Origin of the sequence: Arsenicicoccus cauae (genome assembly GCF_043162025.1) — a bacterium.
GTDB lineage: Bacteria > Actinomycetota > Actinomycetes > Actinomycetales > Dermatophilaceae > Arsenicicoccus > Arsenicicoccus cauae.
Window position 1 is genome coordinate 2,882,323 of sequence record NZ_CP171001.1, and the last position, 25,701, is coordinate 2,908,023.

General features: G+C 71.6%; 22 protein-coding genes and 1 rRNA gene. 4 read left to right on the forward strand and 19 right to left on the reverse strand.

All coding sequences use genetic code 11. The features are described from left to right. Nucleotides 1-318: 318 nt before the first annotated feature. From ACF3NS_RS13500 to infC, 18 genes are all read right to left on the reverse strand, one after another. A 16S ribosomal RNA gene (locus tag ACF3NS_RS13500) occupies nucleotides 319-1,839 on the reverse strand. A gap of 538 nt (nucleotides 1,840-2,377) precedes the next feature. Next, nucleotides 2,378-3,643 (reverse strand): tyrosine--tRNA ligase, encoded by a 1,266-nt coding sequence (gene tyrS / locus ACF3NS_RS13505; protein ID WP_392466629.1) that lies wholly within the window; start codon nucleotides 3,641-3,643, stop codon nucleotides 2,378-2,380. Between the two features lie 61 nt (nucleotides 3,644-3,704). Then, a complete protein-coding gene (locus ACF3NS_RS13510) occupies nucleotides 3,705-4,262 on the reverse strand; it encodes a GNAT family N-acetyltransferase (RefSeq protein ID WP_154593067.1) in 558 nt (185 codons plus the stop codon). A 40-nt stretch (nucleotides 4,263-4,302) separates the two neighbouring features. Then, nucleotides 4,303-4,920, reverse strand: coding sequence for a DNA-3-methyladenine glycosylase (locus ACF3NS_RS13515; RefSeq protein WP_392466631.1), 618 nt, complete (start codon nucleotides 4,918-4,920; stop codon nucleotides 4,303-4,305). Beyond that, nucleotides 4,920-6,350: an argininosuccinate lyase gene (gene argH, locus ACF3NS_RS13520; RefSeq protein WP_392466634.1), complete on the reverse strand. Its 1,431-nt coding sequence runs from the start codon at nucleotides 6,348-6,350 to the stop codon at nucleotides 4,920-4,922. Before argH ends, ACF3NS_RS13515 begins: the two co-directional genes overlap by 1 nt. Nucleotides 6,351-6,419: 69 nt before the next feature. Beyond that, nucleotides 6,420-6,920, reverse strand: a complete 501-nt coding sequence (gene argR / locus ACF3NS_RS13525; RefSeq protein ID WP_154593064.1) for an arginine repressor — start codon at nucleotides 6,918-6,920, stop codon at nucleotides 6,420-6,422. Then, the gene (locus tag ACF3NS_RS13530) at nucleotides 6,917-8,122 is read right to left on the reverse strand and encodes an acetylornithine transaminase (protein WP_392466636.1); all 1,206 of its coding nucleotides are present in this window, start codon (nucleotides 8,120-8,122) and stop codon (nucleotides 6,917-6,919) included. Before ACF3NS_RS13530 ends, argR begins: the two co-directional genes overlap by 4 nt. Next, nucleotides 8,119-9,087, reverse strand: a complete 969-nt coding sequence (gene argB, locus ACF3NS_RS13535) for an acetylglutamate kinase (RefSeq protein WP_154593062.1) — start codon at nucleotides 9,085-9,087, stop codon at nucleotides 8,119-8,121. Before argB ends, ACF3NS_RS13530 begins: the two co-directional genes overlap by 4 nt. Next, on the reverse strand, nucleotides 9,084-10,235 hold the full coding sequence (gene argJ, locus ACF3NS_RS13540; protein WP_392466639.1) for a bifunctional glutamate N-acetyltransferase/amino-acid acetyltransferase ArgJ: 1,152 nt from the start codon (nucleotides 10,233-10,235) through the stop codon (nucleotides 9,084-9,086). The genes argB and argJ overlap by 4 nt, the downstream gene beginning before the upstream one ends. After that, on the reverse strand, nucleotides 10,232-11,278 hold the full coding sequence (argC, locus tag ACF3NS_RS13545) for an N-acetyl-gamma-glutamyl-phosphate reductase (protein ID WP_154593061.1): 1,047 nt from the start codon (nucleotides 11,276-11,278) through the stop codon (nucleotides 10,232-10,234). The genes argJ and argC overlap by 4 nt, the downstream gene beginning before the upstream one ends. Before the next feature lie 68 nt (nucleotides 11,279-11,346). Continuing rightward, nucleotides 11,347-12,144 (reverse strand): SDR family NAD(P)-dependent oxidoreductase, encoded by a 798-nt coding sequence (locus tag ACF3NS_RS13550; protein ID WP_288797700.1) that lies wholly within the window; start codon nucleotides 12,142-12,144, stop codon nucleotides 11,347-11,349. Between the two features lies 1 nt (nucleotide 12,145). Then, a complete protein-coding gene (gene pheT / locus ACF3NS_RS13555) occupies nucleotides 12,146-14,713 on the reverse strand; it encodes a phenylalanine--tRNA ligase subunit beta (protein WP_154593060.1) in 2,568 nt (855 codons plus the stop codon). After that, complete coding sequence (pheS, locus tag ACF3NS_RS13560) at nucleotides 14,713-15,807, reverse strand: phenylalanine--tRNA ligase subunit alpha (protein WP_154593059.1); 1,095 nt, start codon at nucleotides 15,805-15,807, stop codon at nucleotides 14,713-14,715. Before pheS ends, pheT begins: the two co-directional genes overlap by 1 nt. 74 nt (nucleotides 15,808-15,881) lie before the next feature. Continuing rightward, entirely contained in the window at nucleotides 15,882-16,988 is a 1,107-nt protein-coding gene (locus ACF3NS_RS13565; protein ID WP_392466643.1) for an ATP-binding protein, read from the reverse strand. Nucleotides 16,989-17,032: 44 nt separating this feature from the next. After that, a complete protein-coding gene (locus ACF3NS_RS13570; RefSeq protein WP_392466646.1) occupies nucleotides 17,033-17,848 on the reverse strand; it encodes a TrmH family RNA methyltransferase in 816 nt (271 codons plus the stop codon). A gap of 107 nt (nucleotides 17,849-17,955) precedes the next feature. Beyond that, nucleotides 17,956-18,336, reverse strand: a complete 381-nt coding sequence (gene rplT / locus ACF3NS_RS13575) for a 50S ribosomal protein L20 (protein ID WP_311966494.1) — start codon at nucleotides 18,334-18,336, stop codon at nucleotides 17,956-17,958. Between the two features lie 40 nt (nucleotides 18,337-18,376). Beyond that, nucleotides 18,377-18,571, reverse strand: a complete 195-nt coding sequence (gene rpmI / locus ACF3NS_RS13580) for a 50S ribosomal protein L35 (protein WP_019287233.1) — start codon at nucleotides 18,569-18,571, stop codon at nucleotides 18,377-18,379. A 64-nt stretch (nucleotides 18,572-18,635) separates the two neighbouring features. Next, a complete protein-coding gene (infC, locus tag ACF3NS_RS13585; RefSeq protein WP_289032440.1) occupies nucleotides 18,636-19,268 on the reverse strand; it encodes a translation initiation factor IF-3 in 633 nt (210 codons plus the stop codon). A gap of 457 nt (nucleotides 19,269-19,725) precedes the next feature. Here infC and ACF3NS_RS13590 point away from each other — a divergent pair, with 457 nt between their 5' ends. After that, on the forward strand, nucleotides 19,726-22,209 hold the full coding sequence (locus ACF3NS_RS13590) for a phosphoketolase (RefSeq protein ID WP_154593056.1): 2,484 nt from the start codon (nucleotides 19,726-19,728) through the stop codon (nucleotides 22,207-22,209). A gap of 108 nt (nucleotides 22,210-22,317) precedes the next feature. Here the strand turns inward: ACF3NS_RS13590 and ACF3NS_RS13595 are convergent, their stop codons facing one another. Then, nucleotides 22,318-22,824 (reverse strand): pentapeptide repeat-containing protein, encoded by a 507-nt coding sequence (locus tag ACF3NS_RS13595; protein ID WP_392466649.1) that lies wholly within the window; start codon nucleotides 22,822-22,824, stop codon nucleotides 22,318-22,320. Nucleotides 22,825-23,011: 187 nt separating this feature from the next. On the opposite strand from ACF3NS_RS13595, the gene ACF3NS_RS13600 reads away from it, so the two are divergent. From ACF3NS_RS13600 to ACF3NS_RS13610, 3 genes are read left to right on the forward strand one after another with little or no spacing between them, the layout of a single operon-like run. Beyond that, complete coding sequence (locus tag ACF3NS_RS13600; protein WP_239265818.1) at nucleotides 23,012-23,557, forward strand: SRPBCC domain-containing protein; 546 nt, start codon at nucleotides 23,012-23,014, stop codon at nucleotides 23,555-23,557. A gap of 55 nt (nucleotides 23,558-23,612) precedes the next feature. Further along, nucleotides 23,613-24,125, forward strand: a complete 513-nt coding sequence (locus ACF3NS_RS13605) for a TetR/AcrR family transcriptional regulator (protein WP_392466652.1) — start codon at nucleotides 23,613-23,615, stop codon at nucleotides 24,123-24,125. Beyond that, a complete protein-coding gene (locus ACF3NS_RS13610) occupies nucleotides 24,122-25,699 on the forward strand; it encodes an amidohydrolase (protein ID WP_392466654.1) in 1,578 nt (525 codons plus the stop codon). The genes ACF3NS_RS13605 and ACF3NS_RS13610 overlap by 4 nt, the downstream gene beginning before the upstream one ends. The last annotated feature ends 2 nt before the right edge of the window (nucleotides 25,700-25,701 follow it).

The window sequence follows — 25,701 nt, forward strand, 5'->3', positions numbered from 1 at the left end:
ACAAACCCCAACCACCTACACACCCAAGCACACGCTCGAGCTATCAGCAGTCCAGGCACAACCAAGACAACCAGTCCCACCACCAGCACGACCCCCACACAGGAGACCCCACCAGCAGCCGGCCCGATGTCTCAGGACCCAACAGCGCGCCACCACACCCAGCCAACACCACCAACTTTCCCCACCACCACACTCCCCACCAGGAGAAGCATGACAGCCGTACTCGCCAGCAGCGCCAACCAGACGCGACCCATTCGATGTTCCACCCTTGAGCACCCCCACCACACGAACGGTGGTGCAGAGGCATATGCTCCTTAGAAAGGAGGTGATCCAGCCGCACCTTCCGGTACGGCTACCTTGTTACGACTTAGTCCCAATCGCCAGTCCCACCTTCGACGGCTCCCCCCACAAGGGTTAGGCCACCGGCTTCGGGTGTTACCGACTTTCGTGACTTGACGGGCGGTGTGTACAAGGCCCGGGAACGTATTCACCGCAGCGTTGCTGATCTGCGATTACTAGCGACTCCGACTTCATGGGGTCGAGTTGCAGACCCCAATCCGAACTGAGACCGGTTTTTTGGGATTCGCTCCACCTCGCGGTATCGCAGCCCTTTGTACCAGCCATTGTAGCATGCGTGAAGCCCAAGACATAAGGGGCATGATGATTTGACGTCATCCCCACCTTCCTCCGAGTTGACCCCGGCAGTCTCCTATGAGTCCCCGCCATCACGCGCTGGCAACATAGAACGAGGGTTGCGCTCGTTGCGGGACTTAACCCAACATCTCACGACACGAGCTGACGACAACCATGCACCACCTGTACACCGACCTTGCGGGGCACCCATCTCTGAGTGTTTCCGGTGTATGTCAAGCCTTGGTAAGGTTCTTCGCGTTGCATCGAATTAATCCGCATGCTCCGCCGCTTGTGCGGGCCCCCGTCAATTCCTTTGAGTTTTAGCCTTGCGGCCGTACTCCCCAGGCGGGGCGCTTAATGCGTTAGCTGCGGCACGGAACTCGTGGAATGAGCCCCACACCTAGCGCCCAACGTTTACGGCATGGACTACCAGGGTATCTAATCCTGTTCGCTCCCCATGCTTTCGCTTCTCAGTGTCAGTTATGGCCCAGAGACCTGCCTTCGCCATCGGTGTTCCTCCTGATATCTGCGCATTTCACCGCTACACCAGGAATTCCAGTCTCCCCTACCACACTCTAGTCTGCCCGTACCCACGGCAAGCCCAACGTTAAGCGTTGGGATTTCACCGCAGACGCGACAAACCACCTACAAGCTCTTTACGCCCAATAATTCCGGACAACGCTCGCACCCTACGTATTACCGCGGCTGCTGGCACGTAGTTAGCCGGTGCTTCTTCTGCTCCTACCGTCACTTTCGCTTCTTCAGAGCTGAAAGAGGTTTACAACCCGAAGGCCTTCATCCCTCACGCGGCGTCGCTGCATCAGGCTTTCGCCCATTGTGCAATATTCCCCACTGCTGCCTCCCGTAGGAGTCTGGGCCGTGTCTCAGTCCCAGTGTGGCCGGTCGCCCTCTCAGGCCGGCTACCCGTCGTCGCCTTGGTGAGCCACTACCTCACCAACAAGCTGATAGGCCGCGAGTCCATCCTCCACCACAAAAGCTTTCCACTCCCACCCCATGCGAGGAGGAGTCATATCCAGTATTAGCCCCGGTTTCCCGGAGTTATCCCAGAGTGAAGGGCAGGTTACTCACGTGTTACTCACCCGTTCGCCACTAATCCACCCAGCAAGCTGGGCTTCATCGTTCGACTTGCATGTGTTAAGCACGCCGCCAGCGTTCGTCCTGAGCCAGGATCAAACTCTCCGTAGAAAAATTTGCAACCCCAGCAAAAAGACAAAACAACATGACGTTGAATCGTCCATCTACCAAAGGAACCTCAAACGAGGTCAAAAACTTGGCATCGAATTTCGGCACGCTGTTGAGTTCTCAAACATCGGACGCTCACGACATCCCGAACCACATGTGTGGGCCTTCGTGCCGAGGCTGTCAGTTTCCGAATCACATCTTGGGCTTCTCGGACCAGATCAGTGACCTGCGGAGCGCGCTTGGCGTGTTCGGTTCCTCTACTGTAGCAGGTGTTTCTCCCGCTTCCTAATCGGGCGTTTCCGCTCATCAGGACATACCGAAGTACCTTCTCGGTAGAGGTTGTCATCCGCGGGACCGGCCTACTTCGCTGCGAGGTTTCCCTGCTAGCAGTGGTGTCCGTTCCTCCCTGTCCGGGCGACATCGAGAACATTACGTGAAGGTGTCCGGGGAGACAAATCCGCTGGTCAGCACGCCGATGGCCCCGGCCAGCCACCCTCGGGGATGTGACTGGCCGGGGCCATCGGGCCGGCACGCTCGCGGGTCAGGCCTCCGGCATACGACCAGCAGCCATGGACTTGCGGCCCCGCTTGAGCAGGACCACCCGGCCGTGGAGGAAGTCCTGCTCCCCCAGCACGGCCTCGGGGTCGGACACCTTGGCGTTGTTGACCGAGGCGCCGCCTTCCTTCAGCGCGCGCCGAGCCTCGTTGCGGGACGCCACCAGACCCACCGACACCAGCGCGTCGACCACGGTGTCCCCGGGGGACAGCTCTCCCCCGGGCAGCTCCGCCGTCGCGTCCAGCAGGGTCTGCCGGTCCAGGGCCGCGATGTCCCCCTTGCCGAAGAGCGCCTCGGACGCGGCCTGCACGGCCGCGGTCGCCTCGGGTCCGTGCACGAGCGTGGTCACGTCGGCCGCCAACGTCCTTTGAGCCGTGCGCCGGAAGGGCTCCTCGGCGACCTGACGCTCCAGCCCGACGATCTCGTCGCGCGTGCGGTCGGTGAAGACCTTGAGCAGCTTGACCACCGAGGCGTCCTCGACGTTGATCCAGTACTGGTAGAAGGCGTAGGGCGAGGTCATGCTGGGGTCCAGCCACACGGCGTTGCCCGCGGACTTGCCGAACTTCTCCCCGGAGGAGTCGGTCAGCAGGGGGGTGGTGAGCACGTGCACGGACGCGCCCTCGACGCGACCGATGAGGTCCACGCCGGCCGTGAGGTTGCCCCACTGGTCTTGGCCACCGGTCTGCAGGGTGCAGCCGTACTGCCGGTAGAGCTCGAGGTAGTCCAACGCCTGCAGGATCTGGTAGCTGAACTCCGTGTAGGAGATGCCCTGGTCGGAGTTCAGGCGCGCGGCGACCGCGTCCTTCTTGATCATCTGGTTGACCCGGAAGTGCTTGCCGTAGTCGCGCAGGAAGTCCAGGGCCGAGATCGGGGCCGTCCAGTCGAGGTTGTTGACGAAGATCGGCGGGTTGCCGGAGTCGTCCGACAGGATCGCCCGCACCTGCACGGCGATCCGCTCGACATCGGCGGCGGTCTGCTCCTTGCTCTTGAGGACGCGCTCGCTCCACGGGCGCGGGTCGCCCACCAGCCCGGTCGACCCACCCACCAGGCCGATGACCCGATGACCGGCGCGCTGCAGGTGCCGTAGGGCGATCAGCTGCACGAGGTTGCCGAAGTGCAGGGACGGCGCGGTCGGGTCGAAGCCGCAATACACGGTGATGGGTCCGTCCTCGAGGGCCTGGCGCAGCTCGGCCTCGTCGGTGGTCTGCGCCACCAGGCCGCGCCACTGCAGCTCGTCGAGGATGTCGGTCACGGTGGATCACTCCTTGCGTCGGGTGCCCGCCGCCGGACGGGCGAGCCGGGACCAGCCTGCCCTATCCCCGGCGGTCGGCGTAGTCCGTGTCGAGCACCGAGTAGTAGTACTCGTCGAGCCAGCGGTCCTCGTGCCGCGTCGACTTGCGCAGGACGGCCTCGCGCGTCATGCCGAGCGTGGCCATGAGCCGGCACGCCGCGTCGTTGCCCTCGACCGTGGTCGCGAACACCCGGTGGGCGCCCAGGTCACGGAAGGCGTGGTCCAGCAGCGCCCGCCCCACCTCGGTGGCATAGCCACGACGGTGGTACTTGGGGTGCAGCACCCAGGAGATCTCGTAGACGTCGGGGTGCTCGTACCGGTGGAAGACGACGTGCCCCACGACCTTGTCCTTGCCCCGCCTGACCAGCGCCAGCACCGGCGGGTCGTCCCCCACCCAGCGGGACAGGAAGCGCCTGACCTGCTTGTCGGAGTAGGGATCGTCGACGTAGCGCATCACCTGCGGGTCGCTGAGGTAGCTGCGCACGGCCTTGAAGTCGTCCTCGCCGAAGGGGCGCAGCGCCAGCCGCTCGGTGCGCACGGACGCGCTGACCTGCCTGCTCCCCCGGTGGTCCCTGCTCACGGTGTCGTGCTCCTGCCCGGGGCGAGCCCCGCTTTGCCGATCAGAGGCGCGGCGGCCGTCGCCGCACCACGGCTGGACGATACGCCGAGACGGTGGGCTCGTTCGCCAGCCAGTAGCGCCAGGGGAACCTGTCGCCGTCTCCACCGGGGCCCGACACACCGACCCGGGGGCCGGTGCGGATCATACCCGCCTCGGGATCCAGTGTGCCCGGCACGAGGCGCACCGCGGCGGCGGGGTCCAGCAGGTCCAGCCCGTGGTGCCCGAGGTCCAGGCCGAGGGCCTTGGTCAGTCGCCCCGGGCCCCGGGCCAGGTCGCGGGGCCGTATGCCGGAGCGTCGCTCCGCGACCTGGTCGTGGCCGGCGACCACCTCGCCGGCGCGCAGCAGCACCGCCGAGGCCTCGCCGATGGGGCCGCACACGACGTTGACGGCGTGGTGCATTCCGTAGGACAGGTAGACGTAGAGGTGCCCCGCCTCGCCGAACATGACCTCGGTGCGCGGTGTGGGGCCACGGAAGGCGTGCGAGCCGGGGTCCCGCTGACCGGCATACGCCTCGACCTCGGTGAGCCGTAGACCGACCGGGCCGTGCCACAGGACGCACCCGAGCAGGTCGGGGGCGACCTCGAGCACCGGGCGCGCGAAGAACTCGCGCGTGAGCATCAGGCGCGCACGTCCAGGGCGGAGCCGGCGAACTCCCGGAGGCGATCGGCCCGCTCGGCGACGCGGGCGCGCTGCTCGGTCACACGCTCCGGGGCGGTGCCGCCCTTGGCCGACCGGGACGCCAGGGATCCCTCGACCGACAGGACCGACCGGACGTCGGGCGTGAGGTGCTCCGAGACGCGCCGCAGGTCGTCGTCGTCGAGGTCCCACAGCTCCATCCCGCGCTCCTCGCACACGCGAACGCAGGCGCCGGCGACCTGGTGGGCGACGCGGAAGGGCACGCCCTCGCGCACGAGCCACTCGGCGACGTCGGTGGCGAGGGAGAAGCCCTGCGGCGCCAGGGACTCCAGCCGGTCGTCGTGGAAGGTCAGGGTCGCGACCATGCCGCTGAAGGCGGGGAGCAGCACCTCGAGGGTGTCGACGGCGTCGAACACCGGCTCCTTGTCCTCCTGCAGGTCGCGGTTGTAGGCGAGCGGCAGGCTCTTGAGCGTGGTGAGCAGGCCCGCGAGGTCACCGACCAGTCGGCCGGCCTTGCCACGTGCGAGCTCGGCGACGTCGGGGTTCTTCTTCTGCGGCATGATGCTCGACCCCGTCGAGTAGGCGTCGTCGAGCGTGACGAAGCTGAACTCCTTGGTGGCCCACAGGACGACCTCTTCGGCCAGCCGGGACACGTCGACCGCCGTCATCGCGCACACGAAGGCGAACTCGGCCACGACGTCTCGCGAGGCCGTGCCGTCGATGGAGTTCTCCACGCTCGTCGCGAAGCCCAGGTCGGCCGCGACCGCCTCCGGGTCCAGGCCGAGGGACGAGCCGGCCAGGGCGCCGGCGCCGTAGGGCGAGACCGCGGCCCGGACGTCCCAGTCGACGAACCGCTCGACGTCGCGCAGCAGGGCCCAGGCGTGGGCGAGCAGGTGGTGGGCCAGCAGGACGGGCTGCGCGTGCTGCAGGTGCGTGCGCCCGGGCATGGCGGTGGTGGCGTGCCCCTCGGCCTGGGCGACCAGCGCGTCGACCACGTCGAGGACGAGGCCGGCCACCGAGCGCGCGTGGTCGCGCAGGTACATCCGGAAGAGGGTCGCGACCTGGTCGTTGCGCGAGCGGCCGGCCCGCAGGCGTCCCCCGACGTCGGCGCCGGCGCGCTCGATGAGCCCCCGCTCGAGGGCGGTGTGGACGTCCTCGTCGTCCTCGGCGGGCGCGAACGCCCCGGACTCCACGTCCTCGCGCAACCGCCCCAGGGCCTCGAGCATCGCGTCGAGCGTGGCGTCGTCCAGCAGCCCGGCGCGGTGCAGGACGCGGGCGTGGGCCCGCGAGCCGGCCAGGTCGTAGGGGGCGAGCCGCCAGTCGAAGTGGGTCGACTTCGACAGTGCTGCGAGGGCGTCGGCCGGTCCACCGGCGAAGCGACCGCCCCACAGGCTGGTGCGCTCGGAGGTCATGCGGGTCCTTTCGGAGGGGAGGAGGGGGACGGTGCGGCCGGCGGGCCCGGCGGCTGCGGAGGGGTGGGGTCAGTCGTCGTTGACGCCGGCGAGCCCGAGGAGCTTGGCGGCGACGGCCTCGCCGCCGTCGGGGGCGGCCGTGATCACCAGGATCGTGTCGTCGCCGGCGATGGTACCGACGATGTCGCCCTCGCGGGCCATGTCGATCGCCGACGCCAGGAAGCTCGCCGCCCCCGGGGGCGTGCGCACGATCACGAGGTTGGCCGACGCGCGCGCGGAGACGAGCAGCTCCTCGCACACCTTGCGCAGCCGGCCCGACACCTCGGCCATGTCGGGAGCGATGCGGGGCGTCTGGTCCCCGCCGAGGCCGGGAAGTGCGTAGACGAGCGTGCGCCCCTGGCGCACCTTGACGGCCCCGAGGTCCACGAGGTCGCGCGAGAGCGTCGCCTGCGTGATCTCCACGCCCTCGGCCGCCAGGAGCTCGAGCAGCTCGTTCTGCGAACGCACCGTCGTCCGGGCGAGGATGTCGGCGATCAGCTGGTGCCGGGCCCCGCGGGTCTGGGCGATCATGGGTTTCCTCCCTCGGAGGCGACGATCCCGTCGAGGACGACGGACAGGTCCGTCACGAACTCGTCGACCTCGTCCGTGGTGAGCACGAGCGGCGGCGCGAGCCGGACGGCATCCGGGCGTACCGGGTTGACGATAGGCCCTCGGGCCTCGAGGGCTGCGGTGACCTGGGCGGACACGTCCCGGGTGAGGGCGATCGCCCGCAGCAGCCCGGCGCCACGCACGTCGCGGACCAGCGGGTGCCGCAGGCCCTCCACGGCCGCGACGAGGTGCTCACCGGTGGTCTTGACCTGCTCGAGCAGGTCGTCCTCCTCGATGGTGCCGAGGACCGCGAGCGCCGCCGCGCACGCGAGCGGGTTGCCGCCGAAGGTCGTGCCGTGCTGCCCCGGCCCCAGCAGGCCGCTCACCCGCTCGCCGAAGGTCACGACGGCCCCGATCGGCACTCCCCCGGCGAGCCCCTTGGCCAGGGTCATGACATCGGGCCTGACGCCGTGGGCCTGGTGGGCGAACCACGTCCCCGTGCGCCCCACCCCGGTCTGGATCTCGTCGAGGACGAGCAGCGCCCCGGCGGCGGTCGTCGCCTCGCGGGCGGCCCGCAGATAGTCGGTCGACGCCGGTATGACGCCCGCCTCCCCCTGGATGGGCTCGAGCACCACCGCGGCGACCGTGTCGTCGACCGCCGCACGCAGGGCGTCGACGTCGTCGTAGGGCACGAACGTGACGTCCCCGATCAGCGGCTCGAACGGCGCGCGGTAGGCCTCCTTGTGAGTGAGGGCCAGGGCACCGGTGGTGCGCCCGTGGAAGGCGCCCTCGGCGGCCACGATGCGGGTGCGCCCCGTCCGACGGGACAGCTTGACGACCGCCTCGATCGCCTCGGTCCCGCTGTTGCACAGGAAGACTCGCGACCCGGACGGGGCGTCGGACAGCTGCAGCAGGCGCTCCCCCAGGCGCACCTGGTCGGGGGTCACGAAGAAGTTGGAGACGTGGACGAGCTCGCGGGCTGCCCGGCTGACGGCCTCGACCAGGGCCGGGTGGCCGTGCCCGAGGCTGCTGACGGCGATGCCCCCGAGCAGGTCCAGGTGACGACCCCCGTCGGCGTCGTACACGTAGCAGCCCTCCCCCCGGACCAGGGTGAGCCGTGGTCGCCCGAAGACCCCGAGCAGGACCTCCTGGGAGCGGTCGAGCGTGGTGGCGCCGGTCGTCATACGGCCTCCTCGGCAGGGTCAGCTGGATCAGCAGGGGCATCGTCGGAAGGCGCCGTGATCATCGTGCCGACCCCCTCGCTGGTGAAGACCTCCAGCAGCAGGGAGTGGGCCACGCGGCCGTCGATCATGTGGGCCTGGGGCACGCCACCGCGGACGGCGGCGACGCAGGCCTCGAGCTTGGGGATCATGCCGGCGTCGACCCGGGTGGCCAGCTCCGCGGCCTCGTCCACCCCCATCCGCGACACGATCGAGGCGGGGTCCGGGTAGTCGAGGTAGACGCCCTCGACGTCGGTCAGGACGACGAGCTTGGTGGCGCCCAGGGCAGCCGCCAGGGCGCCCGCGGCCGTGTCGGCGTTGACGTTGAGGACCTGCCCGTCGACGTCCAGGTCGGGCGCGACGGTGGATACGACCGGGATACGCCCGGCGTCCAGGATGTCCTGCACCGCGGCGGGATTGACCACCTCGACGTCGCCGACGAGGCCGAGGTCGACGTCCTCGCCATCGACGACGGTGCCCCGGCGACGGGCTCCGAACAGGTGGGCGTCCTCGCCGGACAGTCCGACGGCCAGGGGGCCGTGCTGGTTGAGCAGGCCGACGAGCTCGCGCCCGACCTGGCCGGTCAGCACCATCCGCACGACGTCCATGACCTCGGGGGTCGTGACCCGCAGGCCGCCGCGGAACTCGCTGGCGAGGCCCAGCCGGTCGAGCATGGCCGCGATCTGGGGGCCCCCGCCGTGGACGACCACGGGACGCAGGCCCGCGTAGCGCAGGAACGCGACGTCCTGCGCGAAGGCGGCCTTGAGCTCGTCGTCGATCATGGCGTTGCCGCCGTACTTGACGACGACGAGGGCTCCCCGGAAGCGCTCCATCCAGGGCAGCGCCTCGACGAGGACGGACGCCTTGGCCAGGGTCCGCGGGTGGGACTCGTGCAGGCGCGGGGTGCGGGCGGCGGGTCGGGTCGTCATGTGCTGTAGGCCGAGTTCTCGTGGACGTAGTCGTGGGTGAGGTCGTTGGTCCAGATCGTGGCCGCGGCGTCCCCGGCGTGCAGGTCGACCAGGACGTGCACCTCGCGCGGGGTGAGGTCGACGAGCTCGCGGGGCTCCCCCACCCCCATGGCGCGGCAGACCTGGACGCCGTTGATCGCGACGTCGAGCCGATAGGGGTCGAAGGTCGCCGCGGTGGTGCCGACGGCGGCCAGGACGCGACCCCAGTTGGGGTCGTTGCCGAAGACCGCGCACTTGAACAGGTTGTTGCGGGCGACGGACCGGCCGACCTCGAGGGCGTCGTCCTCGTCGGCGGCGCCCACGACCTCGATCCGGATGTCGTGGTGGGCGCCCTCCGCGTCGCCGATCAGCTGGCGGGCGAGGTCCTGGCAGACCTGCGTGAGGGCGGCGGCGAGCTCGTCCTCGCCGGGAGCGACCTCGCTCGCCCCGTTGGCCAGGAGCACGACGGTGTCGTTGGTGGACTGGCAGCCGTCGGAGTCGATCCGGTCGAAGGACTGCGCCGTCGCCGCGCGCAGGGCCCGGTCCAGGACGTCGGCCTCGACCCTTGCGTCGGTGGTGAGGACGACGAGCATCGTGGCGAGGGCCGGCGCCAGCATGCCGGCGCCCTTGGCCATGCCGCCGACCGTCCAGCCGTCGCGCGTGACCGCCGCCTGCTTGCTGCGGGTGTCCGTGGTCATGATCGCCTCGGCCGCGAGGGCTCCCCCGTCGGCCGAGAGCCGCCCGGCGGCGTCGTCGATCCCGGCGCCCAGCCGGTCCATGGGCAGGCGCTCGCCGATGAGCCCGGTCGAGCAGACGACCACGTCGCCGGCGCTGACGTCGAGCCGGTCCGCGACCTGCTCGGCCGTGCGGTGCGTGTCGAGGAAGCCCTCGGGGCCGGTGCACGCGTTGGCGCCGCCGGAGTTGAGCACCACGGCATCGACCCGGCCGTCGGCCAGCACCTGCCGGCTCCAGGTGACGGGGGCGGCCTCGACGCGGTTGCTGGTGAAGACGGCGGCCGCAGCGTGCTCGGGACCGTCGTTGACGACCAGCGCCACGTCCGGTCGGCCGCTGGCCTTGAGACCAGCGGTGACGCCGGCGGCCCGGAAGCCCCGGGCGGCGGTGACGCTCACGGGGCCACCCCCACCGTCGGCAGGCCCGTCGACTCGGGCAGGCCGAGCGCGAGGTTGATCGACTGCACCGCGGCGCCGGCCGTGCCCTTGGTGAGGTTGTCGATCGCGGCGACGGCGACGACCCGGCGGGTCCGCTCGTCCAGGGCCACCTGCACGTGCACCTGGTTGGAGCCGACGACGTCACTGGTGCGGGGCCACTGCCCCGGCGGCAGCAGGTGCACGAAGTCCTCGCCGGCGTAGCAGGACTCCCAGGCATCCCGCACCTCCTCCGCGGTCGCCGAGGCCACGGCACGGGCGGTGCACGTGGCGAGGATGCCGCGAGACATGGGGGCGAGCGTGGGGGTGAAGGAGACGGTGACCGCGGCGCCGGCGACGCGGGAGAGGTTCTGCTCGATCTCGGGCGTATGACGATGGACGCCGCCCACGCCGTAGGGGGACATCGCCCCCATGACCTCGGCCCCCAGCAGATGGGGCTTCAGCCCCTTGCCGGCTCCGCTGGTGCCGCTCGCCGCGACGATCACGACGTCCTCGGGCTCCAGCAGCCCGGCCGCGTGGCCGGGAGCGAGGGCGAGGGTCGTCGCCGTCGGGTAGCAGCCGGGGACGGCGATGCGCCTGGCCCCCACGAGGCCGTCGCGACCCCGCGCCGACCCCGCCTCGAGCGGCAGCTCGGGCAGGCCGTAGGCCCAGGTGCCGGCGTGCGGGGTGTCGTAGAAGGCCTCCCAGGCGGTCGGGTCCTCGAGGCGGAAGTCCGCCCCGCAGTCCACGACGACGACGTCGTCCGGCAGGTGGGCGGCCACCTCGGCCGATGCACCGTGGGGCAGGGCGAGCACCACGACGTCGTGGCGGGCGAGCACCGCGGGGTCGGTCGGCTCGAGCCGACGGTCGGCGAGGGGGACGAGGTGCGGGTGGACGGTGCCGAGCAGGGCGCCGGCCTGCGACGCGGCGCACACGGCCCCGACCTCGAGCTCGGGGTGGCCGAGGAGCAGCCGGAGCAGCTCACCTCCGGCATACCCGCTGGCCCCAGCGACGGCGACGGACTTCATTGCATGAGCATACGACAAACTGGGTGTTCATGCATGTGGGTCCAGGCGCCGAGAGGAGCCGGCCGAGGTCAGGCGACCGGGTCGTCGTCGCCGTAGGGCAGCAGCCCGATCGTGCGTGCCTCGTCCGGCAGCCCGGCGTCGGCCGCCGCACGCAGGGACCCGGCGGTGTCGACGCCGGCGCGGACCATCCGACCGGACCAGGCGTCGAGCTCACCGGACGCCAGGGCGAGGGCGAGGGCCACCACCTCGCCCGGCTCGGTCCACTCGGTGCGCCCGACGTGCTGCGGCATGGCCGCGGTCATGTCGGTGCGGACCACCCCGGGGGCGAGGTCGAAGGCGCGCACCCCGTGCTCGACGCCGGCGAGATGCAGCCCACCGGTGATGCGGGCGAGGGCCGACTTGGAGGCGTGGTAGGCGCTCTGCTCCGCGTCGGCGCGGGTGCCCGACCCGCTGTTGAGGTTGATGACCCGCCCACCGCCCGCGGCGACCATCCGCGGCACCAGCGCGCGGCACAGCAGGAAGGGCCCGAGGACGTTGGCGCGCTGCACGCCCCACCAGGCGTCGACGTCGGCCTCCCACAGCGGAGCGGGAGGCTCGATCACCCCGGCGTTGTTGACCAGCACGTCGACCTGGGCATGGCGCTGCAGCACCTGGTCGGCGAAGACCTGCACGAGGTCGGGCTCGGTCACGTCGAGCGCGCTGCCCAGGGCGTCCAGACCCTCGCGCGACAGCTCGTCGGCCACCCGACGCGCGCCCTCGCCGTCGCGGGAGGTGAGCTCCACGGCATACCCGGCCTCGGCGAAGCCGCGGGCGAGGTGGGCCCCGATGCCGCGCGACCCGCCGGTGACGACGACGACCGGTCGCACCTCAGGCACCCCGCTGGGTCGCGCCGGTGGCCTGCGCCGCCGCCGAGATCGCGCGGTCGCGCACGGCGCTGACCTCCTCGGTGGTGAGGGTGCGGTCGGCGGCCCGGACCGTGAGGCGGTAGGCCAGCGACTTCTTGCCGGGCCCGAGCTGGTCGCTGCGGAAGACGTCGAAGAGCGCGAGGTGCTCCAGCTCCGCACCGGCGCCGTCGCGCAGCGCCCGCTCGAGCACCGCGGCGGGCACCTGCTCGTCGACGACGAGGGCGACGTCGCTGTGCGCAACCGGGTAGGTGGACAGCTTGCGCGCCTCTGCCACGGCCTCGCCGGCGGCCGTGGCGAGCAGGTCCACGTCGATCTCCGCAGCGCAGGTGCGGGCCGGCAGCTCGAGCGCCGCGAGGACCCGGGGGTGCAGCTCGCCGGCGTGCCCGAGGGTCGGGCCGTCGGGCAGGACGAGCCGGGCGCACCGGCCCGGGTGCCAGGGAGCCTGCTCGTCCTGGACGACCTCGAGGCTCACGCCGAGAGCCCGGGCCGCCTCGACGACCACCGCGACCGCGTCGGTCGCCGTCACGGGTCGGGCCGGGCCCCAGGGACCGGCCGGGGCGCTGTCGCCGGTGAGGACCAGCGCGGCGTGCCACGGCTGGGCGGGCACCGCCTCGTCGATGCGCCGCAGCGTCTCGTCGTCGGGCCGCCGCCCGAGCGGCGGGATGGGCGCCTTGCGGTCGCGGCCGTCGGTGCGGGTCACCAGACCCAGCTCGTAGATCGCGAGGTCCTTGGAGCCGCGCGACACGTTGCGCCGCAGCACGTCCAGCAGGGTGTCGAGCAGGGTCGTGCGCAGCAGCGGCTGCTCGTCGTTGATGGGGTTGGCGAGCCGCACCGTGCGGCGCCGCTCGTCGTCGGGGCCGTAGCCGAAGGCATCGAACCGGTCCGCGGCCACGAAGGGGCTGCTCAGCACCTCGACGAGACCCTGCTGAGCCAGGGTGGCCGTGAGGAGTCGTCGAGACCGCTGCGCCGGCGTCAGGCCACGGCCCCCGGGTGCCTGGGGCAGCTCGGAGGGGATCTGGGCGTAGCCCCGCACCCGGGCGACCTCCTCCACGAGGTCGGGCCCGTTGCGCAGGTCGGGACGCCAGCTCGGCGGGGTCACCTGCACCTGGTCACCGTCGAGATCCTCGATGGTGCAGCCGATCTCGCGCAGCACCTCCAGGACCTCCGGGCGCTCGAAGGTGAGCCCCACGAGTCGGGTGGGCAGGGTCACGTCGAAGCTGAAGGGCTCAGGCAGGGCCACCGAGCCCACGTCGGTGACGCCGGGATCAGGGGTGCCGCCGCCGAGCTCCTCGAGCAGCTGGACGACGAGCTCGGCCGCAGCGGCGGTGAGCTCGGGGTCCACGCCCCGCTCGAAGCGCTTGGCCGCCTCGCTCGGCAGCTTGTGGCGGCGCGCCGACCGGGCGACGCTCACCGGGTCGAAGTGGGCGGCCTCGACCAGGACGTCGGTCGTGGTGCCGGTGACCTCGCAGTCCTCGCCGCCCATGACGCCGGCGATGACGAGCGGGGTCTCGCCGCCGTCGGTGATGAGCAGGTCCTGCGGGTCGAGCGCGCGCTCGACCCCGTCGAGCGTGGTGAGCCGCTCCCCCGGCCGCGCCCGCCGGACCTCGATGGAGCCGGAGAGGCGGTCGAGGTCGAAGGCGTGCAGCGGCTGGCCGAGCAGCAGCATGACGTAGTTGGTCACGTCGACCGTGAGCGAGATCGGGCGCATCCCGAGCTGGGTGAGGCGGGTCGCCATCCACGGCGGCGTCGTGGCCTGGACGTCGACGCCCCGGACCACGCGGGCGACATACCGGTCGCAGCCGGGGCGCCCGTCGAGGGGCGCGTCGTCCGCGAGGCGCACCGGGTAGCCCGAGCCGTCGCCGGCCGGCGCGGTACGGGCCGGCTCGGCAGCGGGGTCCGTGAAGGGGGCGCCGAGGGACAGGGCGAGGTCGCGGGCGATCCCCCGCATGCTGAAGGCGTAGCCGCGGTCCGGGGTGATGTTGACCTCCACGACCTCGTCGCCCAGGCCGAGCAGCTCGACGGCGTCGGCGCCGGGGACGGCCCGCGCCAGGCGCTCAGGGTCGTCGGCCAGGTAGTCGCCCAGCACGATGACGCCGCTGTGGTCCTCGCCGAGCCCGAGCTCGTCGACGGCACACATCATGCCGTTGGAGACGTGGCCGTAGGTCTTGCGGGCGCTGATCCGGAAGCCGCCGGGCAGGGTGGCGCCGGGAAGCGCCACGACGACCAGGTCGCCGACGGCGAAGTTGTGTGCGCCGCAGATGATCTCCTGGTGCTTGCCCTCGGTGACCATCTGGCCGTGCCGGCCCACGTCGACCGTGCACCAGCGGATGACCTTGCCGTTGCGCTGCGGCTCGTCGGTGAAGTCCAGGACGCGCCCGACGACGAGCGGTCCGGTGACGTCGCCGCCGTGCAGGCCCTCCTCCTCGAGGCCGACCTTGACCAGGGCGGCGGCCACCTCCACGCCCGTCGCCGTGACGGGCAGGACATCCTCCCCGACCAGCTCTCGCAACCAGGACACGGGTGCGCGCATCAGATCTCCATCCCGAACTGCGTGCTGAAACGGACGTCGCCCTCGACGATGTCGAACATGTCGGGCACCCCGTGGCGCAGCATGATGGCGCGCTCGATGCCCATGCCGAAGGCGAACCCGGTGAAGCGCTCGGGGTCGACGCCCGCCGCCGACAGGACGTTGCGGTTGACCATGCCGCAGCCACCCCACTCGATCCAGCCGGTCCCGCCGCACACCCGGCAGGCCGGGTCCTTGCCGAGGCAGATGGGGCACTGGAAGTCCATCTCGGCGCTCGGCTCGGTGAACGGGAAGAAGGCGGGCCGCAGCCGCGTGGTCACGTGCGGGCCGAAGAGCTCGGCGGCGAACCGGTCGAGCGTGCCCTTGAGGTGCGCCATGGTCAGACCCTCCGCGACCGCGAGCCCCTCGACCTGGTGGAAGACGGGGGTGTGGGTGGCGTCGAGGTCGTCGGTGCGAAAGACCTTGCCGGGGCACACGATGAACAACGGCAGGTCGCGGGTCAGCATCGCTCGCATCTGGACGGGCGAGGTGTGGGTCCGCAGCACCAGGCCGGCGTCGCCGGGCTCGACGAAGAAGGTGTCCTGCATGGCCCGGGCCGGGTGGTCGGGGCCGAAGTTGAGGGCGTCGAAGTTGAACCACTCGGCCTCGACCTCGGGGCCCTCGGCGACCTCCCAACCGAGCCCGGTGAAGATGTCCTCGACCCGCTCGATGGTGGTCGAGATCGGGTGGCGGGCACCGAGCGGGCGACGGGGTGCCACGACGGTCATGTCGAGGCGCTCGTCCACGAGCATGCGCTCGTCCCGCTCGGCCTCCAGCGCCTCCTGGCGCGCCCGCAGGGCCGCCCCTACCCGGCCGCGGGCCTCACCGACCCGCCTGCCCGCCTCGGCCTTGGCCGACGGCGGCAGCGCCCCGATCTCGCGGTTGGCGAGGGCCAGCGGCGACCGGTCCCCCGCGTGCGCGAGCCGCACGGCCTTGAGCGCATCGAGGTCCGTCGCGGCCTCGATGGCGGCCAGTGCGTCGGCGACGTTGGCGTCGACGGCGGCGGGGTCGAGGGCGCTGACCTCCACCGGGTCGTACTGCGTGTTGGGTCCTGACATCGCTCTCACTCGGATCGGGTCGGTGGCTGCGGCGGCCATCCTAGTGGGCCGCTGCCGAGGCTCGCCCCGACGGCTCAGGCCACGTGGTCGGGTGCCCCGGCGGGCAGGGTGAATCGGAACCGCGCGCCACCGGAGGGCGCCCGGCCCACGGTGATGTCCCCGCCGTGCGCCTCGACCAGGCCGCGCACCACGTAGAGCCCGAGGCCGGTGCCGCCGCGGCGGGTCGTGTGCCAGAACCTCGTGAACACCATGGGGTAGTTCTCCTCCGGGATGCCGTCGCCCTCGTCCGACACCGTGACGACCAGCTCGGGACGCTCCTCGCCGGGGGCGAGGTCGACGGTGACCGTGCCGGCGCCGTGGCGAAGGGCGTTCTCCACGAGGTTGGCCATCACCTGCTCGACGCGGTCGGGGTCTGCCCAGACCTCCGGGAGGGTCCCGTGGACCCGGACCTCGAACCTCTCGTGCGGGTGGCCGGCCGCGATCAGCCCGTCGACGTGACGGTCGAGCAGGCGCGGGAGGTCCACCGGCTGGCGCCTCAGCTCGAGCCGGCCGCTGTCGATGCGGGAGACGTCCAGCAGCTCGGCCACGAGGCGGGTGATGCGGTCGGTGTCGGCCTCGATCGTCTCGAGCATGAGGCGCTTCTGGTCGTCGGAGAAGCGGTCCCAGCGGCGCAGCAGCGTGGAGGTGAACCCCTTGACGCTCGTCAGCGGGGACCGCAGCTCGTGCGCCACGGTGGAGATGAGCGCGGAGGACTTCTGCTCGGCCCGACGCCGGGCCTTGGCGTCGCGCAGCGTGATGATCACCTGCTGCACCGGGCCCCGGGGCACGAAGCGCACCAGCGAGGCCGTCAGGAAGACCTCGTGCCCGCCGGGGAGCACGAGCAGTGACTCCGAGATGCGGGTCCGCGTCACCAGTCCGCCGAAGGGGTCGGCGCAGGTCCACCAGCTGCGCCCCTCGAGGTCCTGCAGCGGCACGGCCTGGCGGGCATCCACGCCGGCCAGCGTGCCGGCCGAGGCGCCGAGGAGGCTCGCGGCCCGGGTGTTGAAGGACAGCACCCGGCCGTCGGCGTCGACCACGACGACTCCGTCGGGCAGCGCGTCGAGGTCGCAGCCGCACCGGCAGTCACCGATCCGGGGCTCCGCGGGGCGCGAGTCATCCCGTCGCGCGATCTCCGTGGTCATGGGAGAACCATAGTCAGCGCGTGACAGCTCTCCACCCGAACGGCCTAGTGGGCTGTGCTTGGGTGGAGCATCCGCGCCGAGGAGTAGAGGCAAACCGTTGCAGCCATGGCGAGGTTGAGCGACTCGGCGTGCCCGTGGATGGGGACCCGCACCACGTCGTCGCACAGGGCGCGCGTCTGCGGGGGCATCCCCCAGGCCTCGTTGCCCATCACCCAGGCGTGCGGCCGGGCGAGCCTCGCCTCGACCGCGGCATCGGTCAGCAGCTGGTCCCCGTGCCCGTCGGCGGCGATCAGCCGTATGCCGCTCCCCCGCACCGCCTCGAGGGCCTCCGCCACGTCCACCCCCGTCACGACGGGCAGGTGGAACAACGAGCCCACCGTGGACCGGACCACCTTGGGGTTGTAGACGTCGACGCTGGCCTCGCTCACGACGACGGCGTCGGCCCCCACCGCGTCCGCGCCGCGCAGGACGGTGCCTGCGTTGCCGGGGTCGCGCACGTGGGTGAGGACGCACAGCAGGCGCGGCCCTTCGGCCAGGACCGAGTCGAGCGAGACGTCGAGCCGGCGGCAGACGGCCACCATCCCCTGCGGGGCCCGGGTGTCGCCCATCGCCGCGAGCACCTCGTCGGTGACCTCGTGGACGGGCAGGCCGGCGTCACCGGCGTCCTGGAGGATCTGCTCGTGCCGCTCGCGGGCGGTGGCCGTCGCGTAGACCTCGCGGACGACGTCCGGGCGGTGGGCCACGGCCTCCCGCACGGCCTGCGGGCCCTCGGCGAGGAAGGCCTGCTCCCGCTCGCGCACCGACCGGCGGGTGAGCGCCCGCACGGCTCTGACCCGCTCGGACCGCACGTTGCTCAGCACGACATGCCCGTGGGGGCGACCACGGTGGTGGTCGCCCCCACGGGAGCGGAGCTCGTCAGGCCCGGAGGACGGCATACGAGCGGGTGCTGTCGCAGGATCCGGGCGGATCAGGCGGCGTCGGTCGCGGCCTGGGCCGGGACGTTGGCCTTGGCGATCTCGACGAGCGCGGTGAACGCAGCGGCGTCGTTGACGGCCAGCTCGGCCAGCATGCGACGGTCGACCTCGACGCCAGCGGCCTTGAGGCCCTGGACGAAGCGGTTGTAGGTCATACCGTTGGCGCGGGCCGCGGCGTTGATGCGCTGGATCCACAGACGACGGAAGTCACCCTTGCGGGCGCGGCGGTCGCGGTAGGCGTACCCGAGGGAGTGGGTCACCTGCTCCTTGGCCTTGCGGTAGAGACGGGACCGCTGACCGCGGTAACCGCTCGCGCGCTCGAGGACGACCCGGCGCTTCTTCTGGGCGTTGACTGCCCGCTTCACGCGTGCCACGTGAGTACTCCTTAGCTAAGACTGAACAGGGGAAAGGGGCTCACTTGCCCAGGAGACGCTTGATCTTCTTCTCGTCGGCCTTGGCGACGACGACGTCAGGCACCAGGCGGCGCGTCTGACGCTTGGCGCGCTCCTCGAACTTGTGCACGTGGTGCGCACGCTCGCGCATGACCTTGCCGGAGCCGGTCAGGCGGAACCGCTTCTTGGCACCGGAGTGCGTCTTGTTCTTCGGCATGGTGGCCGATCTCCTCTAACTCGTTGTGCGGGCGGGGAAAAAAGATGGGTGGAGGCGAGGCGCCTCACTCAGGACGGGCAGCCTCTGCGACCTCGGCCACGGGCGCCTGAGCCTCGGCCTCGTGCGGCTCGTCGTCGTGGCGGGAGGCGTCCTCGCGGCGCTTGCGCTGCTCCGCCTTGGCGTCCGCCTTCTTCTTGGTCGGGCCCAGCACCATGACCATGTTGCGGCCGTCCTGCTTGGGTGCGGACTCGACGAAGCCGAGCTCGGACACGTCCTCCGCGAGGCGCTGCAGCAGCCGGAAGCCCAGCTCGGGCTTGGACTGCTCGCGACCGCGGAACATGATGGTCACCTTGACCTTGTCACCGCCGTTGAGGAACCGGACGACGTGGCCCTTCTTGGTGCCGTAGTCGTGCGGGTCGATCTTGGGACGGAGCTTGATCTCCTTGATGACCGTGTTGACCTGGTTCTTGCGGGCTTCACGGGCCTTCTGCGCCGCTTCGTACTTGAACTTGCCGAAGTCCATGAGCTTGGCGACCGGAGGCTTGGCCATGGGTGCCACCTCGACGAGGTCGAGGTCCGCCTCGGCTGCCAGGCGCAGGGCATCCTCCACGCGGACGATGCCGACCTGCTCGCCGTTGGGTCCAACCAAGCGCACCTCGGGGACCCGGATGCGCTCATTGATACGAGGCTCGCTGATGTGATGCTCCTTAAGTCGTCCGTACCGGGACCGCGGCCGGAGATGCCGAAAGGCCCCTCGCGACCAGCACGAGGAGCCTTGGGTTTCCGCACAGACACCTGGGCAGGACGTCACCCTGGTGGGAGACGCACCGACGGTCGACGAGGACACCTCGACGACTGCCGCACCTGCGACAGGACCTGGGACCCGGCTGCCTGCTGCTCGACTGGCGTCGATCGGTCGGCTGCCTGGGTGGAAGCGGGGCTTCTCTTGCACGTGGCATCCACGAGGGTGCCACCGGTCAGGGATCAAGGCTACCAGGTGGGCCGCACCGACCCTAATCGCGGGCGGGCGAGGGTCGCCGGGAGCGAGAACCCGCCCATGTGAACATCGCGTGACGGGAGCCGTCCCGCCTTGCCTGCCGCTGGTGGCCGGGCAGAGGGTGGACGGAGCGACGCTACGAGGAGGACGAGAGACGATGACGACCCACCCGACCCAGCCGAGCCCGGGGGTATGCCCCGAGCTCACCCCCGCCGCCCCGCTGACGGAGGAGGTCCGCGACCGGCTCGCCCACCCGGACGAGGCTGAGCTCGCCGCCCTGGACGCCTGGTGGCGCGCCGACAACTACCTCACGGTGGGCCAGATCTACCTCCAGGCCAATCCCCTGCTGCGGGAGCCGCTCTCCCCCGAGCACATCAAGCCGCGGCTCCTCGGTCACTGGGGCACCTCCCCCGGGCTCGCGTTCGTCTACGCCCACGCGTCCCGGCTCGTGCGGCACACCGGCCAGCAGCTGATCTACCTCGCCGGCCCCGGCCACGGTGGTCCCGCGCTCGTGGGCGCCGCCTACCTCGAGGGCGAGTACACCGAGACCTTCCCGGAGATCACGCAGGACGTCGACGGGCTGCGGCGGTTCTTCCGGCAGTTCTCCGCTCCCGGCGGCATCCCCTCGCACGCCTCCGTGACGACGCCGGGCTCGATCCACGAGGGTGGAGAGCTCGGCTACGCCCTCATCCACGCGTTCGGCGCGGTCATGGACAACCCGGACCTGGTGGCGCTGACGGTCGTCGGTGACGGCGAGGCCGAGACCGGTCCGCTCGAGGGCTCCTGGAAGGGCATCTCCTTCCTCAATCCCGCCCGGGACGGCGCCGTGCTGCCGGTCCTGCACCTCAACGGCGCCAAGATCGCCGGCCCGACGGTGCTCGCCCGCAAGGACCCGGAGGAGGTCAGGCAGCTCTTCCGTGGGCACGGCTACGAGGTCCTGGAGGTCGAGGGCGACGACCTCCCCGGCATGCACCAGCGGTTCGCCGAGACGTTGGCGACGGCATACGGCCTGATCAGGGACATCCAGGACCGGGCGCGCGCGGGAGAGGCCCCGACGACCAGGCCGCGCTGGCCCATGATCGTCCTGCGCTCCCCCAAGGGCTGGACCGGTCCGCACGAGGTCGACGGCACGCTGATCGAGGGCACCTGGCGGGCCCACCAGGTGCCGCTGTCCGGAGTCAAGGACGACCCGGACCACCTGCGGCTGCTCGAGGAGTGGCTGCGCAGCTATCGCCCCGAGGAGCTCTTCGACGAGGCTGGGGCGCCCACGGAGCTGGTGACGCGCAACAACCCCGCGGGGCCGCTGCGGATGAGCGCGAGCCCCCACGCCAACGGCGGCCTGCTCACGCAGGACCTGGACCTGCCCGACGTGCGCGACTTCGAGATCGACGTGCCGGCGCCCGCGGTCGTGCGGCACGAGTCGACGCGGGTCCTCGGCGAGCTCATGAAGGCGCTCTACGAGCGCAACCCCCGCACGTTCCGGCTGTTCTGCCCCGACGAGACCAACAGCAACCGGATCGGCGCCGTCTTCGACGTCTCGGACCGGATGACGATGGAGCGGGTCACCGAGGACGACGTGAAGCTCTCGGCCGACGGGCGCGTGATGGAGGTGCTGTCCGAGCACAACTGCCACGGGTGGCTGGAGGGCTACACGCTCACCGGGCGGCACGGGCTCTTCGCGACCTATGAGGCGTTCGCGATGGTCAGCGCCTCGCAGACGATCCAGCACTGCAAGTGGCTCGAGGAGGCGCACCACCTGGACTGGCGGGCCGACATCCCCAGCCTCAACATCCTGCTGAGCTCGACCGCGTGGCGCAACGACCACAACGGCTTCAGCCACCAGGGACCCGGCCTGATCCAGAACGTCCTGCAGATGCGCGGGGACGTCGCCCGGATCTATCTGCCCGCCGACGCCAACACCCTCCTGGCCGTCTCGGACCACTGCTTCCGCTCGCGGTCGCACGTCAACCTGATCGTGCAGGACAAGCAGCCGCAGCTGCAGTACCTCACCCTCGACGAGGCCCGGGAGCACTGCGAGCGCGGCGCCTCGATCTGGGACTGGGCGGGCAACGAGCTCGACTCGCGCGAGGAGCCGGACGTCGTGCTCGCCTGCGCCGGCGACGTCGTCACCATGGAGACGGTCGCCGCCGCGCAGATCCTGCGCGAGCGGCTGCCCGAGCTGTCGGTGCGCGTCGTCAACGTCGTCAACCTCATGACGCTGGCGCGGCGCAAGGACCACCCCAACGGGATGTCGGACATGTTCTTCGAGGAGCTGTTCACCACCTGGCAGGACGTGGTCTTCAGCTTCCACGGCTACCCGGGGGCCATCCACCAGCTCGTGCACGGCCGCAACGACGCCGACAGGTTCCACGTGCGCGGGTTCATCGAGCAGGGCACGACCACCACGCCGTTCGACATGGTCGTGCGCAACCAGGCGTCGCGATACCACCTCGTGATGGACGCGCTCAACAACTCCCAGCGGCACCCGCGCGGCTCCGCCGAGCTCAAGGCCTGGTGCGAGGCGCAGCTGGACCGGCACGAGGAGTACATCCGCGAGCACCTGCAGGACATGCCCGAGGTGCGCGACTGGGTGGCCCAGGACCCGGGCTCGGAGGTCAGCGGGCGGCCGGTCGAGGCCTGAGGACGGTCGTCGCGACGGACCCGAGGCACCCCGAGCGCGCGAGGCGCCCGACCCCGCCCGGCGGCTGCGCTAGCCGCCCTCGGCGCGGACCTCAGACCCGACGCCACCTCACACGACCGTGGCGCCACGGGACTGCGCGACCAGGGCCGCCTGCGCCAGGTCGATCGTCACGCCGCGCAGGTCGACCTCGTCGAGCCGCACCCCCGCCAGGTCGCTGCCGACGAGGGAGGCGCCTCGCAGGAGGGCGCCCCGGAGCACGGCGCGCGCCATAAGGCAGGAGTGGAGCGAGGCGCCGGTCAGGTCCGCCTCGGTGAGGTCGGCCTCCTCGAGGTTGAGCCCGGTCAGCTCGACCCGGCGCAGGTCGGCCTGCCGCAGCGAGACGTAGGACCAGTCGCCGCCCTCGACCGTGAGCGGCAGCAGCGTGCAGGCGACGAGCTCGGAGCCGGTCAGCTTGCAGCCGACCAGGGTCGCGTCGAAGAACGAGGTCCGCTCGAAGGTGCAGCCGGTGAGCCGGGTGCGCTCGAGGCGCGCCGCGTTGAGCCGGACGTTGCGGAAGCGGGTCCCCTCGAACGCGCAGTCCGTGATGGTCGCCTCGGTCAGGTCGACGTCGACCATCTCGCAGTCGACGTAGCGCCGGCCCACTAGCTCGCGGGCAGTCCTCGCCCGCGAAGCGTCGACCGAGCACGTCGGTGGTCATGGCGCCAGTGTGGCAGGGCGGTGGGCCGGGGGTTGACACCGTGGAGCTAACATAGTTAGCCTCAAATAACGGCTAATGTCGTTAGCCCCTGGAGAGGAGCAGCCCATGTCCGTCCGACCGATCGTCACCGTTGCCGGGTCCGTCGCGCTCGCCGCCGTGCTGGTCGCCGGGGCGTCCTACCTCTGGTCCCGCCACCGGCCGCACGTCATCGAGGCCGTCAGCGAGATCCACGCCACGCCCGCCGAGGTGTGGCAGGTCCTCGCCGCCAACGACCGCTACCCCGAGTGGAACCCCTCGATCATCCGCAGCGACGGCCGCTTCGAGGTCGGCGGCCACGTCACCAACACCGTGCGCTTCGGCGACGGCACGATGACCTTCACGCCCGAGATCCTGGCCGTCGAGCCCGGTCGCGAGCTGCGCTGGGTCGGGCGCACCTACCTGCCGCTGGTCGCGGACGGCGAGCACGGCTTCGTGCTGGAGGAGGTGCGCCCGGGGGTCACGCGGCTCGTGCAGCGGGAGGAGTTCACCGGCGTCATCGTGCCGTTCGCGTCGGGCCTGCTGGCCGGCATGGACCAGGAGTTCGCCGCCCTCAACGACGCCCTCGCGCGCCGCGTCGAGGCGGTCCGGGGGTCCGTCGTGGCCGGCGGCTAGCGTCGACCTCGTGACCACGCCTCCCCCCGCTCCCCCGGCCCCCCCGGCTCCCCCCGTGCCGAGCCGCACGGCCCGCCAGACGCAGATCGTCGCGGCGGCCCGAGCGCTGCTCGACCACGGGGGGTGGTCGGCGGTCACGGCCCGCGCCGTGGCCGACCAGCTGGGGATCAAGGCCCCCTCGCTCTACAAGCACGTCGGCGGCCTGGACGACATCCGCGTCGCCCTGCTCACCGACGCGTTGGTCGAGTCCGGGACCCGGCTGCACGCGGCGGTGGCGCAGGACCCCTCGGTCGCCTCGGTCGCGCGGGCCTACCGCGACCTGGCGCGGAGCGCGCCCCACCTCTACCGCCTCGCCACCGTGGAGCCGCTCGCCCGCGACGCCCTGCCGGACGGCCTCGAGCAGTGGGCCGGATCGCCGTTCTGGCTCGTCAGCGGCGACCCCGTGCGCGCCCAGGCCCTGTGGGCGTGGTGCCACGGCATGGCGATCCTCGAGATTGACGACCGGTTCCCGCCGGGGTCTCCCCTCGACCAGACCTGGGCCGTCGGGGCGGCGGCGTTCGCGTCATGACGCGGACCCTGTGGATCGACGCGACCTTCCGGACGCTCGACCCCGACCGGCCCACGGCGACCGCGCTGCTGACCGAGGACGAGCACGTCCTGGCCGCAGGAGACGTGGCCGAGCTGCGCGCCCACACCACCGGCATCACCAGCACGATCGGGCTGGGTGGCGCGACGGTGACCCCGGGCCTGGTGGACGCCCACATCCACACGGCGGGCTACGCGCGCGACCTGACCACGGTCGACCTGCGGGGCTGCACCACCCAGCGGGAGGCGCTCGCCGAGATCGCGCGGTTCGTGGCGGGGCTCGAGCCCGGGCGGTGGCTCTTCGGTGGACGCTGGGACGCCAACGACTGGCCCGAGGGACTGCCGGACCGCGACGTCCTCGACCGGGTCTGCCCCGACCGACCGGCCATCCTGCCGTCCATCGACGGCCACACCCACTGGGTCAGCTCCCTTGCCCTGCAGCAGCTCTCGATCGACGACCACACCCCCGACCCGCCCGGCGGCACCATCGAGCGCGATGCCGTGGGCCGGGCGACGGGGATCCTGCGCGAGTCCGCCACCCAGGCCGGCGAGCACCTCATGACGCTCCACTCCGGCGACCTCACCGACCAGCTGCGGGTGGCCCAGCAGCGCCTGCTCGCCGTGGGCCTCACCGGCGTCCACTGCTTCGACGGCGAGGACGCCAGGGCGGCATACGAGACCCTGCGAGCCGCATTCGAGCTCGCGATCCGGGTCCACAAGTCCGTCCCGCTGACCGCCCTGGCCCAGGCGATCGACGAGGGCCGCCGCACCGGCGACGGGGACGCCTGGCTGTCCACGGGGCCGGTCAAGGTGTTCAGCGACGGTGCCCTCGGGTCGCACACGTGCCACATGGGCGAGCCGTTCCCGGGCGGCGGGCACGGGATGGAGGTCATGAGCGTGCCCGACCTCGTGGACGTCGTCGTCCGGGCGACGCGCGCCGGCCTCGGCGTCGCCACGCACGCCATCGGCGACGAGGCCAACCATCGGGTGCTGACGGCGTATGCCGAGGCCCGGCGCCTCGCGGGGCCGCCGGCCGTGCGCCACCGGGTCGAGCACACCCAGCACCTGCGGCCGGGCGACGTGGCACGGCTCGCGGCCCTCGACGTGGTCGCGAGCATGCAGCCGACCCACTGCACCAGCGACCTCCGGCTCGTGGAGCGGCTGCTGGCGGGCCGGGACCTGCGGTCCTATGCCTGGGCGAGCCTGCTACGGGCCGGGGCCCTGGTGGCGCTCGGGTCCGACGCGCCGGTCGAGGAGCCCGACCCGATGGCGGGGATCCAGGCAGCGGTGACCCGTCAGGAGCCCGAGACGGGCCACCCCGCAGGGGGATTCGAGCCGCACGAGACACTCACGATCGACCAGGCGGTGCACGGGTTCACCGTCGCCCCGGCCCGGGCGGCCGGTCTGGCGGCACCTACGGGGACGCTGCGCCCGGGAGCGCCCGCCGATCTCGTGGCCTGGAGCGGAGACCCCTGGCGGGTGCCGGCCACCGAGCTGGGTGCGCTGCGCGCCCTGACGACGGCGGTCGGCGGCGTGGTGCGTCGCACCACGGCATGACG

Coding starts and splice junctions, on each gene's coding strand:
- ACF3NS_RS13515 (WP_392466631.1), bottom strand. CDS start 4,920: ATGCTCACGCGCGAGTTCTTCGCGCGCCCGGTGCTCGAGGTCGCCCCC.
- argH (WP_392466634.1), bottom strand. CDS start 6,350: ATGACCTCCGAGCGCACCAGCCTGTGGGGCGGTCGCTTCGCCGGTGGA.
- argR (WP_154593064.1), bottom strand. CDS start 6,920: ATGATCGCCCAGACCCGCGGGGCCCGGCACCAGCTGATCGCCGACATC.
- ACF3NS_RS13530 (WP_392466636.1), bottom strand. CDS start 8,122: ATGACGACCGGCGCCACCACGCTCGACCGCTCCCAGGAGGTCCTGCTC.
- argB (WP_154593062.1), bottom strand. CDS start 9,087: ATGACGACCCGACCCGCCGCCCGCACCCCGCGCCTGCACGAGTCCCAC.
- argC (WP_154593061.1), bottom strand. CDS start 11,278: ATGAAGTCCGTCGCCGTCGCTGGGGCCAGCGGGTATGCCGGAGGTGAG.
- pheT (WP_154593060.1), bottom strand. CDS start 14,713: ATGCGCGCACCCGTGTCCTGGTTGCGAGAGCTGGTCGGGGAGGATGTC.
- pheS (WP_154593059.1), bottom strand. CDS start 15,807: ATGTCAGGACCCAACACGCAGTACGACCCGGTGGAGGTCAGCGCCCTC.
- ACF3NS_RS13565 (WP_392466643.1), bottom strand. CDS start 16,988: ATGACCACGGAGATCGCGCGACGGGATGACTCGCGCCCCGCGGAGCCC.
- rpmI (WP_019287233.1), bottom strand. CDS start 18,571: ATGCCGAAGAACAAGACGCACTCCGGTGCCAAGAAGCGGTTCCGCCTG.
- ACF3NS_RS13590 (WP_154593056.1), top strand. CDS start 19,726: ATGACGACCCACCCGACCCAGCCGAGCCCGGGGGTATGCCCCGAGCTC.
- ACF3NS_RS13595 (WP_392466649.1), bottom strand. CDS start 22,824: ATGGTCGACGTCGACCTGACCGAGGCGACCATCACGGACTGCGCGTTC.
- ACF3NS_RS13600 (WP_239265818.1), top strand. CDS start 23,012: ATGTCCGTCCGACCGATCGTCACCGTTGCCGGGTCCGTCGCGCTCGCC.
- ACF3NS_RS13610 (WP_392466654.1), top strand. CDS start 24,122: ATGACGCGGACCCTGTGGATCGACGCGACCTTCCGGACGCTCGACCCC.